The 13,714-nt window shown below is 62.8% G+C and carries 13 protein-coding genes; 9 read left to right on the top strand and 4 right to left on the bottom strand.

All coding sequences use genetic code 11. The features are described from left to right. Positions 1–202 precede the first annotated feature (202 nt). The 5 genes from rsfS (at position 203) to KH208_RS13240 (ending at position 5,721) form a co-directional block, all read left to right on the top strand. A complete protein-coding gene (gene rsfS / locus KH208_RS13260) occupies positions 203–640 on the top strand; it encodes a ribosome silencing factor (protein ID WP_291437076.1) in 438 nt (145 codons plus the stop codon). After that, positions 637–2,205, top strand: a complete 1,569-nt coding sequence (gpmI, locus tag KH208_RS13255) for a 2,3-bisphosphoglycerate-independent phosphoglycerate mutase (RefSeq protein ID WP_291437074.1) — start codon at positions 637–639, stop codon at positions 2,203–2,205. The genes rsfS and gpmI overlap by 4 nt, the downstream gene beginning before the upstream one ends. Next, positions 2,198–2,443: a hypothetical protein gene (locus tag KH208_RS13250; RefSeq protein WP_291437072.1), complete on the top strand. Its 246-nt coding sequence runs from the start codon at positions 2,198–2,200 to the stop codon at positions 2,441–2,443. The genes gpmI and KH208_RS13250 overlap by 8 nt, the downstream gene beginning before the upstream one ends. A 205-nt stretch (positions 2,444–2,648) precedes the next feature. Further along, entirely contained in the window at positions 2,649–4,166 is a 1,518-nt protein-coding gene (locus KH208_RS13245) for an outer membrane homotrimeric porin (RefSeq protein ID WP_291437070.1), read from the top strand. Positions 4,167–4,353: 187 nt separating this feature from the next. Then, the gene (locus KH208_RS13240; protein WP_291437068.1) at positions 4,354–5,721 is read left to right on the top strand and encodes a sodium:alanine symporter family protein; all 1,368 of its coding nucleotides are present in this window, start codon (positions 4,354–4,356) and stop codon (positions 5,719–5,721) included. Between the two features lie 262 nt (positions 5,722–5,983). Here the strand turns inward: KH208_RS13240 and pstA are convergent, their stop codons facing one another. From pstA to KH208_RS13225, 3 genes are all read right to left on the bottom strand, one after another. Further along, positions 5,984–6,802 carry a phosphate ABC transporter permease PstA gene (gene pstA / locus KH208_RS13235; protein ID WP_291437077.1) on the bottom strand — a complete coding sequence of 273 codons (819 nt, stop codon included), beginning with the start codon at positions 6,800–6,802 and terminating at the stop codon, positions 5,984–5,986. Between the two features lie 80 nt (positions 6,803–6,882). Beyond that, positions 6,883–7,773 carry a phosphate ABC transporter permease subunit PstC gene (pstC, locus tag KH208_RS13230; protein ID WP_291437066.1) on the bottom strand — a complete coding sequence of 297 codons (891 nt, stop codon included), beginning with the start codon at positions 7,771–7,773 and terminating at the stop codon, positions 6,883–6,885. 186 nt (positions 7,774–7,959) lie between these two features. After that, on the bottom strand, positions 7,960–8,778 hold the full coding sequence (locus tag KH208_RS13225) for a phosphate ABC transporter substrate-binding protein (protein ID WP_291437064.1): 819 nt from the start codon (positions 8,776–8,778) through the stop codon (positions 7,960–7,962). Between the two features lie 251 nt (positions 8,779–9,029). On the opposite strand from KH208_RS13225, the gene KH208_RS13220 reads away from it, so the two are divergent. The 4 genes from KH208_RS13220 (at position 9,030) to phoU (ending at position 13,140) form a co-directional block, all read left to right on the top strand. Further along, positions 9,030–9,710: a response regulator gene (locus KH208_RS13220; RefSeq protein WP_291437062.1), complete on the top strand. Its 681-nt coding sequence runs from the start codon at positions 9,030–9,032 to the stop codon at positions 9,708–9,710. A gap of 61 nt (positions 9,711–9,771) precedes the next feature. Then, entirely contained in the window at positions 9,772–11,658 is a 1,887-nt protein-coding gene (locus KH208_RS13215) for an ATP-binding protein (RefSeq protein ID WP_291437060.1), read from the top strand. Next, positions 11,655–12,410: a phosphate ABC transporter ATP-binding protein PstB gene (pstB, locus tag KH208_RS13210; RefSeq protein WP_291437058.1), complete on the top strand. Its 756-nt coding sequence runs from the start codon at positions 11,655–11,657 to the stop codon at positions 12,408–12,410. Before KH208_RS13215 ends, pstB begins: the two co-directional genes overlap by 4 nt. A gap of 1 nt (position 12,411) precedes the next feature. Then, positions 12,412–13,140 carry a phosphate signaling complex protein PhoU gene (gene phoU / locus KH208_RS13205; RefSeq protein WP_291437056.1) on the top strand — a complete coding sequence of 243 codons (729 nt, stop codon included), beginning with the start codon at positions 12,412–12,414 and terminating at the stop codon, positions 13,138–13,140. A gap of 166 nt (positions 13,141–13,306) precedes the next feature. On the opposite strand, the gene KH208_RS13200 is transcribed toward phoU, so the two are convergent. Then, positions 13,307–13,714 (bottom strand): dihydrodipicolinate synthase family protein (locus KH208_RS13200; RefSeq protein ID WP_291437054.1); only part of this gene is annotated, 408 nt, incomplete at its 5' end.

The raw sequence follows: 13,714 nt of genomic DNA, 5'->3' as shown, positions 1-13,714 counted from the left end.
TTCGGAACCACATTTTCGGCATTTCATATTGCTTTCCTCCTTCTACAAAGAAGATAGCATATATGAAGTTATCTGTCATTGAAAAAGTTGATGTCTCGGCGCACGGCTTTGCCTTCCGGCGGGCATCTGTTGCATTCTCCCATACCGCCGCCTTGCCCGCCGCGCCATTGCTCTCGGCCCGGCTTTGGGGTATGTGCTTGGCATGGAACAGATTCCTTCTACCGAAAATACTGAGGTCCAGGCCGCGCGTCCGGGCCGCAAGCGTTATGCGGACGTTCCCCTGGCCGAAAAGCTGGCTGTCGTCACGGCCTGGCTTGAAGAACACAAGGCGGAACGCGTCGTCAGTCTTAATCTCTCGGAGCAGGGCGGCTTTGCCGACGCCCTGCTGGTGCTCACCGCCGGGTCCATGCGCCATGCCCAGAGCCTGGCCGACGGGGTGGCCGCTCTCTGCCATGAGCGCAATTACGAATATCTGCGCATCGAGGGCTATGAGGCCGGGCAGTGGATCCTTGTGGACCTGAACGACATCGTCATCAATATTTTTCTGGAGCCCGTGCGGGAGCTGTACCGTCTGGAAGCCCTCTGGGGCCAGTCTCCGGCCCGCGCGGCGGCCGGGCCCGGCGGGGAGGCCTCGGCATGACCCCCACCCTGCTGCTGATTCTTGACGGCTGGGGCCTGGCCGCGCCCACTCCCGGCAATGCGCCGTATCTCGCGCCCACTCCCAATCTGGACAACCTCAACGCTCGTTGCCCGCATGCGCAACTGACGGCCTCGGGCCGGGCCGTGGGCCTGCCTGAAGGCTACATGGGCAATTCCGAGGTGGGCCACTTGAACATCGGGGCCGGGCGCGTGGTCTACCAGGACATGACGCGTATCGACGTGGCCCTGGAGGACGGCTCCTTTGCCGCCAACCCGGTGCTCAATGGGCTGCTGGAAACGGTCAAAAAGAGCGGCGGCAGGCTGCATCTGGCGGGCCTGCTCTCGGACGGCGGCGTGCACAGCCATATCCGGCATCTGGAGGCCATCTGCGACATGGCCGCCCGTGCGGGCGTGCCCGTGCGCGTGCACTGCATCATGGACGGCCGCGACACGGACCCCAAAAGCGGCGTGGGTTTTGCGCACGCGCTGGAGGAGCATCTCAAGGAGCAGCCCCTGGCGCGCATTGCCGGTCTGGTGGGGCGTTTCTACGCCATGGACCGCGACAAGCGCTGGGAACGGGTCAAGGCCGCCTGGGATCTGCTGGTCCACGGACGGAGCGAGGAGGGCCGCGTGGCCCCGGACGCGGTGAAGGCCCTTGAGGTTTCCTATGCCGAGGGCATCACCGACGAGTTCGTCAAGCCCGTGCGCTGCACCGGCGGTTCCCTCCCGGATGGGGCGGAGGAACCCTTGGGTATGGCCGACGGCGACGCGCTTTTTTTCTTCAATTTCCGGGCCGACCGCATGCGCGAGCTGACTCAGGCCTTTATCGAGCCGGATTTCAAGGGCTTTGAGCGCGGCAGGCTGCCCAAACTGGCGGCCATCGCGTCCATGACCTCCTATGAGGCGCATTTCGGCATTCCCGTGGCCTTTCCCAAGGAAGCCGTGACCATGGGCCTGGGCGAAGTGGTTTCGCGGGCCGGTCTGCGCCAGCTCCGCCTGGCGGAAACGGAAAAATACGCCCATGTGACCTACTTCTTCAACGGAGGCGTGGAAGAGCCCTTCCCCGGCGAGGACCGCATTCTGGTGCCGTCGCCGCGCGACGTGCCCACCTATGACCTCAAACCGGCCATGAGCGCCCGCCAGGTCACCGACAAGTTTGTGGAAGCCTGGAACAAGGGCATTTACGATCTGGTGGTCTGCAATCTGGCCAACGGCGACATGGTGGGCCATACCGGCGTGCTCAAGGCGGCGGTGGAGGCCTGCGCCGTGGTGGATGAATGCGTGGGGCGCATGCTCAAGGCCGTGGAGGCGCGCGGCGGCCGCATGCTGATCATCGCGGACCACGGCAATTGCGAGGTCATGCTGACCCCCGAGGGGCAGCCGCACACGGCCCACACCACCAATCCCGTGCCCTGCATTCTGCTGGAGCCGGGCGGCGCGGTCACAGCCCTGGCCGACGGCAAGCTGGCCGATGTGGCCCCGACCCTGCTCGGGCTCTGGGGCATGGAGCCCTCGTCGCCCATGACCGGCCGGAATCTGGCCGCCAAAGAGGTGCGGCATGGCTGACAGGAAAAACCGTCCTCTGACGCCCGTGCCGCCGGACGGCATGGAAATCCTCTTCTTCTACCAGTGCCCGCAGTGCGGCAAGCACATCCCCCTGGTCAGCCCCACGGAACCCCGGATGATCTCCTGCGACGGCTGCGGCCTTGCCTTCCCCATCATCCCGGTGGACGAGCACGGCCTGCACTATGTGCGGATCATGCTGGCCGGAGGCAAAGCGGCGGCGGACCCGGACTTTTTATAGACTTGCATATAACCTTCGTGTTCAGCGGCCGGTCCTTCGGGACCGGCTTTTTCTTTGTTTTGGGGCGAAGCCGCGAGGCGGTAAAAATTTTTTGACAAAAAGACTTGCCTTCGTACACGAAAGCCGATAGACAGTATGTCAACCTGTATGGGACAGGACAACTTTTTTAACTTTTTGAGGGCTCAAACGAGAGGAAGGAAAAAACATGAAACGTATCTGTACGCTTCTGTTGGCGGCCGGTATGCTGCTGGGCGTGGCGACGGGCGCCAGCGCCATTGATTTCAAGGCCAAGGGCCAGTGGCTGGTGGGTTTTGCCGGCGGCGAGAACAGCTTGGTGAACAAATATCGCGCTCCTGGTGCTACCAGCAATACCAAGCAGAATAGTGATGACAAATTTGCCGCGCAGCAGCGTGTGCGTTTGCAGTTGGACGCTGTGGCTTCCGAATCTCTGTCCGGCACGGTCTTCTTTGAAATCGGCAACCAGGTCTGGGGTCAGGAGAATACCGGCGGCGCGTTGGGTGCTGACGGCAACAGTGTCATCAAGGTCAAGCGCGCGTATATTGACTGGATGGTGCCGCAGACCGACCTGAAGTTTCGCATGGGTATTCAGGGCGTGACCCTGCCCAACAAGGCCGGTGGTTCCGCCATCATGGATACCGACGCTGCCGGTATCACCGCTTCTTATCAGTTCAACGAAAATGTGGGCCTGACCGCCTTGTGGGCGCGCCCTGCCAATGACAACTATGTCGGTGGTAAGGACAATGCTAACTATCTGGACAACATGGACTTGTTCGCCCTGATGGTGCCCGTGAAGCTGGACGGCTTTGAAATTACCCCTTGGGCCATGTACGGTATGAAGGGCAAAAATACCCTTACTACGCCGTTCAGCACTAAGGATGGTGATTTGAACTTTACGCTGTACCCCTACTACGGCGTTTACGACAGAAACAATCGTACCGATGTTGGCAATACCAGCAAAGCCTACGGTTCCATGTTCTGGGCTGGTCTACCTTTCGCCATCACCGCCTGGGATCCGCTGAACATCGAAGTGGATATCAACTACGGCTATGTGGAAGCCATGGGCCGTTATGGCGCCGTCAAGTATAATGGAGCTGACCGGATTGGAAAGCGTGGCAGCACCGAGCGTCAGGGCTGGCTGGCCAAGGCCCTGGTGGAATACAAGATGGATTGGGGCGTTCCCGGCATCTTCGGCTGGTACGGTTCCGGCGACGACGGCAATGTCAAGAACGGTTCCGAGCGTATGCCCTCCATCGTACCCATGGGCAACTTCACCTCCTTCTTGGGTGACGGCAACTACGGCTGGATGTGGGTTGACAACTCCCTGGAATACGCCGGTACCTGGGGCTTGGGCCTGCAGATCCGCGACATGAGCTTCCTGGAAGACCTCAAGCACACCTTCCGCGTGGCCTACTGGGGCGGCACCAACTCCACCTCCATGGTCAAGTATATGGACAGTGCCTATGCCTGGAACTACGGCACCGGCACCGGTGCTTCCCCGTACCTGACCACGGAAGATGGTCTGCTGGAATTCAACTTGGTCAACTCCTACCAGATGTACGAAAACTTCGACGTGAACCTGGAACTGGGTTACATTGCTAACTTCATGGATAATGACACCTGGAAGAAAGCCGGTATGCGCGACTCTTCCTTCCAGAAGCAGGATATGTGGAAGGCCCAGCTGATCTTCGCGTACAGCTTCTAAGCCCGATTCTGCGCGGGATTTATCCCGTAGGATGATTGTAAAAGGGGGAGCCTCGGGTTCCCCCTTTTCGCGTCTGTTTTCCGGCTTGCCTGCTTGTAGCGCGGGGAGTAGGCTGCGAAAAATTGGCGACGGGCGTGACTGCAAGGCATGCCCCGCCGGGGAGAATCGCCATCAAGGAGAAGGGAGCATGGAAGAGCTGACAAAACTGGTCCAGAATATCAACAGCGTGCTGTGGGGCGTGTACTGCCTGATCCCCTTGCTGGTGGGCACGGGCATTTATTATACGTTTCGCCTGAAATTCGTGCAGATCCGCAAATTCGGCAAAGTAGTCCGCTATACCTTCGGCGACCTGACGCTCTTCGGCAAAAAGGCCGGCAAGGACGGCATGACTTCCTTCCAATCTTTGGCAACGGCCATTGCCGCCCAGGTGGGCACGGGCAATCTGGCCGGCGCGGCCACAGCCATTGCCATGGGCGGTCCCGGCGCCATTTTCTGGATGTGGATAGCCGCCTTTTTCGGCATGGCCACCATCTTCGCTGAAGCCGTGCTGGCCCAGCTGTACAAGACCCGCGATTCCGAAGGCCATGTCACTGGCGGCCCGGCCTACTATATTTCCAAGGGCCTGGGCTGCAAATGGCTGGCCGCTTTCTTTTCCGTGGCCATCATCATTGCCCTGGGCTTCATCGGCAACATGGTCCAGGCCAATTCCATTGCCGACGCCTTCCATTCCGCATTCAGCATTCCCACCTGGATCATCGGCGTGATTCTGGCCCTGCTGGCCGGTTTCGTCTTTTTCGGCGGCATGCGCCGTATCGCGGCCACCACGGAAAAGATCGTGCCGCTCATGGCCGTGCTTTATCTGGCCGGCGGCCTCTGGGTGCTGCTGACCCACCTGGACATGCTGCTGCCCGCTTTCAAGATGATTTTTGTGGGCGCGTTCGACCCCTCGGCGGCCACCGGCGGCCTGATCGGCGCGGGCGTCAAGGAGGCCATGCGCTATGGCGTGGCCCGCGGCCTCTTTTCCAATGAGGCGGGCATGGGCTCAACGCCGCACGCCCATGCCGTGGCCAAGGTCAAGTACCCGGCCCAACAGGGCTTTGTGGCTATCATGGGCGTGTTTGTGGACACCTTTGTGGTCCTGAACATGACCGCCTTCGTCATCTTCGTCACCGGAGCCATTGACGGCAGCACCACGGGCATCGCCCTGACCCAGAAGGCCTTTGAGACCGGCTTGGGCTCCACGGGCTACGGATTCGGTTTTGTGGCGGTCTGCCTCTTCTTTTTCGCTTTTTCCACCATTATCGGCTGGTATTTCTTCGCGGAGCAGAACATCAAGTATCTTTTCGGAGTCGGCGCCGTGCCGGTCTTCCGGGTGCTGGTCATGGCTTTTCTGGTGCTGGGCTCCTTTCTCCAGGTCAACCTTGTCTGGGAGCTGGCCGACATGTTCAACGGCCTGATGGCCCTGCCCAACCTGGTGGCCCTGATCGGCCTGGCAAAACTGGTATCCAGGGCTTTGGACGATTATGAGGAGCATGGCGCCAACGCGCCGCTATGATCCTGCCCGTGTGAATGCTGCGAGGCCCCCGCATGTTCGACAGGCATGCGGGGGCCTCGTGTTTTGGGAGGGAAAGAAAGCTTCCCGGAGCATGTTCCGTAAAAGCGCCTGCTGCAAAGCCGCCTTTTTCCGTGCAGCCGCGTTGCAAAAAAGAAATTGGCCTCGCGGTATGTTCAATGCAGCTTCGCCCGATTTCTCCTTTGCGCCTTGCTGCCCGAAAAAATTCAGCTTTTCGCGGACGGCGTTTTAATGAGGGCTGAGCCTAGCGTCGGCGTTGCAGATGGTCCCGCAGCAACACGGCCAGCAGATTCATGCCCAGCACCAGCAGGATCAGCACCAGACCCGTGCCGTATTGCAGGGGACGAGTCTTTTCGATATCCGTGCCCGCCGTGGCCAGCACGTACATATGGTAGGGCAGGGCCATAACCGCGCTGAAAATCGAGTCCGGCGTCTTGGGCGTGTAGAACACGGCGGCGGTAAACATGATGGCCGCAGTTTCACCGGCGGCGCGGGCCACGCCCAGAATGGCTCCGGTGAGCATGCCGGGCAGGGCGCAGGGCAGCACCACGCGGGCGATGGTCTGGGATTTGGTGGCTCCCAGGGCCAGAGAGGCCTCGCGGTAGGTGTCCGGCACGGAGCGCAGGGCTTCCTCGGCCGTGCCGATGATCACCGGCAAGGTCAGCACGGCCAGGGTCAGCACCCCGGAAAGGATGCTCACCCCGAAACCGCAGAAGGTCACGAAAAAGGACAGGCCGAACAGTCCGAAGACCACCGAGGGCACTCCGGCCAGATTGTTCACCCCCAGGCGCACATAACGGGCGAAGGCGTTGCGCTTGGCATATTCGTGCAGATACACGGCCGAGGCCACGCCCATGGGAAAGGCCAGCAAAAGCGCGCCCAGGGACAGGATGGCCGTGCCCAGAATACAGGGCCGGATGCCGCCCTCGGTCATCATCTTGCGCGGCGGTTCGGTGAGGAATTCCCAGGACAGGGCGGGCAGGCCGTGCCAGAGCAGAAAGGCGCACACGCCGACCAGGGCCAGCACGTTGACGGCGGCAACGCCCCGCAGCAGCCAGAACATGGCGGCCTGGCGGCGGAGGCGGGAGCGGCTGGAGAAAATGCCGGGTGGCAGGGTTGACATGGGTGATGCTCCCGGGGAGGTTACAGACCGGACGAACCGGCTTGGCGGTGTTTTTCGGCGATGTGCCCGGCCGCCAGGTTGAAGGCCAGGGTCAGGAAAAAGAGCACGATGCCGATGGCGAACAGGGCGTGATAATGATCGCTGCGGAAGGGCGCTTCGGCCATTTCGGCCGCGATGGAAGCGGGCATGGGCCGCACCGGGTCCAGCAGGGAGGTGGGGATCAGGCCCGCGCCCCCGGCCGCCATCAGCACCACCATGGTTTCGCCGATGGCCCGTGACATGCCCAGCATCACCGCCGTGCCGATGCCGGAAAGCGCGGCCGGAATGACCACCCGCACGGTGGTCTGCCAGCGCGTGGCCCCCAGGGCCAGAGAGGCTTCGCGCAGATCGCGGGGCACGCTGTACAGGGCGTCCTCGGAGACCGAACAGATGGTGGGCACGCTCATCAGGGCCAGCACCAGGGAAGCGTTGAGCAGATTCAGGCCCGTGGCCGCCCCGAGCCAGTCCTGGATGACGGGGGCCAGCACCACCATGCCCAGAAAGCCCAGCACCACCGAGGGCAGGGCGGCCAGCAGTTCCACAAAGGGCTTGATGATCCGGCGCACGCCCGGATGGGCGATTTCCGTCAGGTACACGGCGGTCAGCACGCCCAGGGGCACGGCAAGCAGGGAGGAAAAAAGGGTCACCGCCAGCGAGGCCATGAGCAGAGGAAAGATGCCGAACAGGCCGGGATCTTCCGTGGGATACCAGAGCCGCCCGAAAAGGAAGTCGAAAACCGAATAATGGGCGAACAGCGGCAGGCCTTCCATAAACAGAAAAAGCACAATGCCCGCCAGCGCCAGCAGGGAACTTCCGGCCACGCCGGTAAGACTGTATTGGACGATTTTTTCCTTGAGATCGGCTCTGCGCATGGCTTTCTCCCCCAATGGCGGGTTCTTTAAGGAAAGAACCCGCCATTGGACTGGTGGTTTAAACACGGCGGGGATTTTGTTTACCGGCAAGGCAGGCAAGTGGCCCGGCGCGCGGTGCGTAGCCGCCTACGTGACCAAGCCGGGCCACGCCGCCTAACGCCGCCGGTGGGCAAAAGCGCGGCGTGTTTAATGGGCCAGGGGCACATACCCCACTTCCCGCACACTCTTCTGCCCCTTGCCCGGATCCTGCAGGTAGTCCACCAGGGCCTTGACCTCGCCGGTGGGCTGGCCGTCAGTGAAGATGTACAGTTCACGCGCCACGGGCCATTGCTTGGAAAGCGCGGTCTGGGCGCTGGCCTGCACATTGTTGACCTTGAGCCCCTTGGTGGACTTGTCCAGATAGCCCAGGCCGATGTAGCCGACGGCGTTCTTGTTGTTGGACACGGCCTGCACCACAGCGCCGTTGGAGGCCTGCATCAGGGCCGCCGGGGTCACGCGTTCCTTGTTCATGACCAGTTCTTCCCAGCATTCAAAAGTGCCGGAGGAGGTGTCGCGGGAAATGATCACGATCTTGGCGTCCGCGCCGCCCAACTCCTTCCAGTTGGTGATCTTGCCGGTATAGATGTCCCTGAGCTGCCGGGTGGTCAGGCCGCTGACCGTGTTGGACGGATGGACAACGGGCACGATGGCGTCCACGGCGATGGCCGTGCGCACGGGCGTGACGCCGTTCTTGTCGGCGGCGGCTTTTTCCTTGTCCTTGATATCGCGCGAGCTCATGGCCACATTGCACTGCTTGTCTATGAGCGCCTTGATGCCGTTGCCCGAACCGCCGCCGGAGATGCTCAACTGCGCGCCCGGGTGGGAGGCCATGAAGGCCTCGCCGGCCTTCTGCATCACGGGCAGCACCGTGGTGGAACCGTTGATGACGATTTCCCGGGCCGCCAGGGCCGGGGTGCTGAGGCTCAGAACCGTCAGGGCCGTGACCAGCATTTTGCCGATAGTCATTCTGTACTCTCCTTAGTGTTTGCGAAGGTGTCGCGCGGGGAAGCTCCCCGCGCGTTTTCCTTTTGACCGGCCTCTGTTACAGAATGATGACAGGAAGGCGAAGACTGCGTGAAGCCGCGCCGAACATCTCCGAAGCCTTGTCCGGCGCGGAAATCAGGCGTTGAGGCGCTTGTCACGCGATTGTAACAATGTCACCACCTGTTTGGCGCAATGGCATTGTTAACTGGCTCCCGGCGCGGAGGAAAAGAAGCATGAGCGCACAACATATCCTGGTAGTGGAAGATGAAAGCGACATTCGCGAACTGCTGCGCTTCAATCTGGAGCGCGAGGGCTTCAGCGTGCTGGAGGCCGAGGACGGCCAGAAGGGGCTGGAACTGGCCCGGCGGCACCTGCCGTGCCTGATTATTCTGGATGTGATGCTGCCCGTCCTGGACGGCTTTGAAGTCAGCCGCCAATTGGGCGGCCAGTCCGAAACGGCGGGCATTCCGGTGCTGATGCTCACGGCGCGCGGCGAGGAAATGGACCGCGTGGTAGGCCTGAGCCTGGGGGCGGACGACTACGTGGTCAAGCCTTTCAGCGTGCGCGAGCTTATGTTGCGCATCAAGGCCATTCTGCGCCGGGGCGGCCGCGCGGCGGAAAACGCCCTGCTGGAGCGCCACGGCATCCGGCTGCGGCCCGACGCGCACACGGCGAGTTCCGGGGAGCGGAAGCTGGTCCTCACGGCCACGGAGTTCCGCCTGCTGGAGGATCTGCTGCGCCACGCGGGCACGGTGCGCACGCGCGAACAATTGCTGAACAATGTCTGGGGCTACTCCTTTGAAGGGTACGCCCGCACTGTGGACACCCACGTGCGCCGCCTGCGCTCCAAGCTGGGCGAGGCGGCGGCCGCGCTGGAGACCGTGCGCGGCGTGGGCTACCGGATCAGGGAATAGCGCCTCTGCTCAGCGTTGGGTCAGGAAGAGTGCCAAAGACAACCATTGGCGGGGTAAGTTCATGTTTTCCTTTCGTACCCGGATTTTTTGCAGCGTGCTGGCGGTGGCGCTGCTCTCCATCGGCATTGCCGTGTTTTACGGCAAAAGCTGGCTGGAACACAGCCAGTTGCAGGCCGCCCGCGAACGCCTGTTGCACGAAACCCGCCTGGCGGGTGTGATTCTGGACAAGCTGGGGCCCGATCCTGACGCTCTGCCGGAACTGGCCCGCATCCTGAATCTGCCGGACGAGCGACTTTCCCTGCTGGACGGCAAGGGCAACGTACTGGCCGACACAGCCGTGGGAGCCCAGCCCGTGGACCGGCTGGACAATCACGCGGACAGGCCGGAAGTGCGCGAGGCCCTTTCCGGGGAGCCCGGCGCGAACGGAGAGGGCGGCGGCCGGGGCTTTGTCATCCGGCCCAGCGGCACTCTGGACCTGCCTCTGGCCTATGCCGTGACCCGCCTGGACGACGGCCGCCTGTTGCGTCTGGCCGTGCCCCTGGAAAATCTGAAGCGCCAGATTGAAAGCCGCCTTGCGGTGTTCAGCCAGATCGGCCTGATAACCGTGGCCCTTTCCCTGCTGCTGGCCATGCTGCTGTCCGGCGCGCTGCGCCGTTCCCTCAGTCAGATGGTCGGCGTGGTGGAGGCCATTTCCCTGGGCAATTTCCAGCGCCGCCTGCGGCGCATTCCGGGCAGTGAATTCGCGCCCCTGGCCGACGCGGTCAACCGCATGGCCGAAAATATCGAGGCGCACGTGCGCGCCGCTGCGGACCAGACCGCCCAGTTGGAAAGCATTCTGGACACCATGAGCGACGGCGTGCTGGTATTGGGGCCGCACGGACATATCCGCCGCTGCAACCGCGCTCTTGCCGGGGAATTTCCGGCCGCGGCCACGGCCCGGGGCGCGCAGGTGGTGGAGATCATCCCCTCGCCGGAATTGCAGAAGGCCGTGGACGAGGTGCTGGCCGCGCCCGCGCCGCCGTCCGCGTCTCAATGCGTATCCCATGACGCGTCCAGTTCCGGCTCCGGCAGCGGGCCGGGCGACGAAAACGGCCGGGTGCAGCGCCATCTGCACCTCACCCTGCCGTCCGGCCAGGTCATGTCGGTCTGCCTGTCGCGGCCCGCCGGGCCGGACAGCCACCTGGGGGCCGTGGCCGTGTTCCACGACATCACGGAACTGGTGCGCCTGGAGCGCGTGCGCCGCGACTTCGTGGCCAATGTCTCGCACGAATTGCGCACCCCGCTCACGGCCATTCAGGGCTATGCGGAAACCCTCATCAGCCTGGACTCCTCGCCGGAATGCCGCCGTTTCGGCGAGATCATTCTCAAGAACGGCGCCTACCTCACGCGCATGGTCGGCGATCTGCTGGCCCTGGCCCGCCTGGAGGGCAAGACGGGCAGCCTGGAGCTGGCCCCCACGGACCCGCGCGAGGCCCTGGCCCAGGCCAGGGGCATGTGCCGCGAGGTTCTGGAGCGCCGCAACCTGCACCTGAATGTGGATATTCCGGAACAGTGCCGGGTCATGGCAAGTCTGCCGCATTTGGCCCAGGTCTTTCGCAATCTGCTGGAAAACGCCTGCCGCTACGCGCCGGAAGGCGGCAACATCCGCGTTGGCGCGCATCCGGTCGGCAATGAGGTGGTTTTCCGGGTGGTGGACGACGGGCCCGGCATCCCGGCGGCGGACCTGGATCGCATTTTCGAGCGTTTCTACCAGGTGGAACGGCACCGGGGCCAGGCCTCCACCGGGCTGGGCCTGGCAATCTGCAAGCATATCGTGGAGCGGCACGGCGGCCGTATCCGGGCGGAAAGCCCGGCTCAGGACGGCAGCACGGCCCTTGTGTTCACCCTTGGTTCTGTTGAGAGCGAACATCGCTCTGGCGAAAATCCTGACGGAGCGGCAAAGGCATGAAGGAAAATCTGCTGGCCCGGAATATCAATGTCTATTACGGCTCAAACAAGGCTCTGCACGACGTGAGCCTGGACTTCGCGCCGGGCAGGGTTACGGCCCTGATCGGGCCGTCCGGCTGCGGCAAATCCACCTTTTTGCGCTGCCTGAACCGGATGAACGATCTGGTGCCCGGCGCGCGCGTGGAAGGCGAGATCCTGCTGGACGGCGAGGATGTGAACCGGCCCGGAACGGACGTGGTTTCGCTGCGCCGCCGGGTGGGCATGGTCTTTCAGAAGCCCAATCCCTTTCCCAAGAGCATTTTTGAAAACGTGGCGTATGGTCTGCGCGTCAACGGCCTGTCCGACGAAACGCTGATCGCCGAGAAGGTGGAAATTTCCTTGCGCCGGGCCGCTATTTTTGATGAGGTCAAAGACAGGCTGCAGTCATCGGCGCTGGGCCTTTCCGGCGGACAGCAGCAACGCCTGTGCATCGCCCGCACCCTGGCCGTGGAGCCGGAGGTGCTGCTCATGGACGAACCGGCCAGCGCCCTGGATCCCATCGCCACCCAGAAAATTGAGGAAAGCATCCGCGAGCTCAAGGCTTCGCTGACCATCATCATCGTCACCCACAACATGCAGCAGGCCGCGCGCGTGTCGGACTACACGGGCTTTTTCTACATGGGCCGCCTTATCGAGCATGACGCCACGGACGTCATTTTCACCCGGCCCGGCAAGAAGCAGACGGAAGACTATATAACAGGCAGGTTTGGATAACATGAACCAGCAGGAAAATTATTTGCAGCAGATGCTCGTGACCTTGCGTACGCGCCTTCTGGTCATGTGCGCCAGCGTGGGCATCGCTCTGGAAGAGGCCGACAAGGCTCTGGCCGCCAACGATCCCGGCCGCGCGGCAGCGGTCATTGAAAGCGACGCGGCTATCGATGAGCTGGAAAACGACATCGACGACATGGCCCTGCGCCTGCTGGCCCGCACCCAGCCCGTGGCCGGGGATCTGCGTTTTGTGGTCAGCGCCCTGCGCATGGTGGTGGATCTGGAGCGCATCGGCGACGAGGTCGTGAGTATGGCCGAACAGGCCATTCTGATGCAGGACATGCCCGGTTACGGCGTCATTCCCCATGTGCGGGTCATGTTTGACAAAGCCCGCCAGGCCTTTGAACAGGCCGTGGTCATCTTCCGCGCAAACGACGCCGGGGCCGCCCTGGACATGAGCCGGGGCGAGGACGAGGCGGTACAGTGCGAGGTGCGGATCATTCAGGGCATTATGGAGCGGCTTTCCGGCCACGGGGCGGATATGGAGCCCCATCTGGCCATGCACATCATTCTGGTCGCCCGCTCGCTGACCCGGATTTGGCGGCGCTCCATCAACATTGCCGAGCACGTTTATTTCATCAATCAGGGCCTGACCCTCAAGCATCACGGCGAGCTGGCGGACGAGGCCGAGGACGGGCCCCGGGTCCGGGAGGCTCGGGCCGGAGAAGAATAGGTGTTTGCCGTTCGAGGTACCCTTCAATGCTGACCGGCCCTGGCGGCAGCGGGCGCTGATCCCCCGCTCTGATGCGGCGGCGCGGCCGTCATCGCACAGCGGATACAACAAGGAGCGCGCCCATGCCAGTGGGCGCGCTCCTTGTTGTATCCGCTGGAAACGTTTTTTACAGCAGGCCCTGCCGGCGCAACACTTCAATGAGCCTGGTCTTGCCGGATTCGCTCATGGGGCAGAGCGGCAGGCGCATTTCGCTTTCCATCCGGCCCATGAGGGCCAGGGCCGTCTTGGCCGGAATGGGGTTGCTTTCCATGAACATGGCCTGATGCAGGGGGAAGAGGTCATGGTGAAGGCGGGCGGCCCCGGCCGGATCGCCCTCGGCAAAGGCGTTGCACATGGCGGCCACGCGGCCCGGCACCAGATTGGAGGTGACGGAAATCACCCCCTTGCCGCCCAGGGCCATCAGGGGCAGGGCGGTGAGGTCGTCGCCGGACAGCACGCTGAAGCCCGCCGGGCAGGATTCCAGTATTTCGCTGCCCTGCACCATATCGCCGGTGGCTTCCTTGACGCCCTCGAT

The sequence above is a fragment of the Desulfovibrio sp. genome, assembly GCF_018379785.1.
Lineage (GTDB): Bacteria > Desulfobacterota > Desulfovibrionia > Desulfovibrionales > Desulfovibrionaceae > Desulfovibrio.
This window is presented reverse-complemented; position numbering and strand designations above follow the sequence as displayed.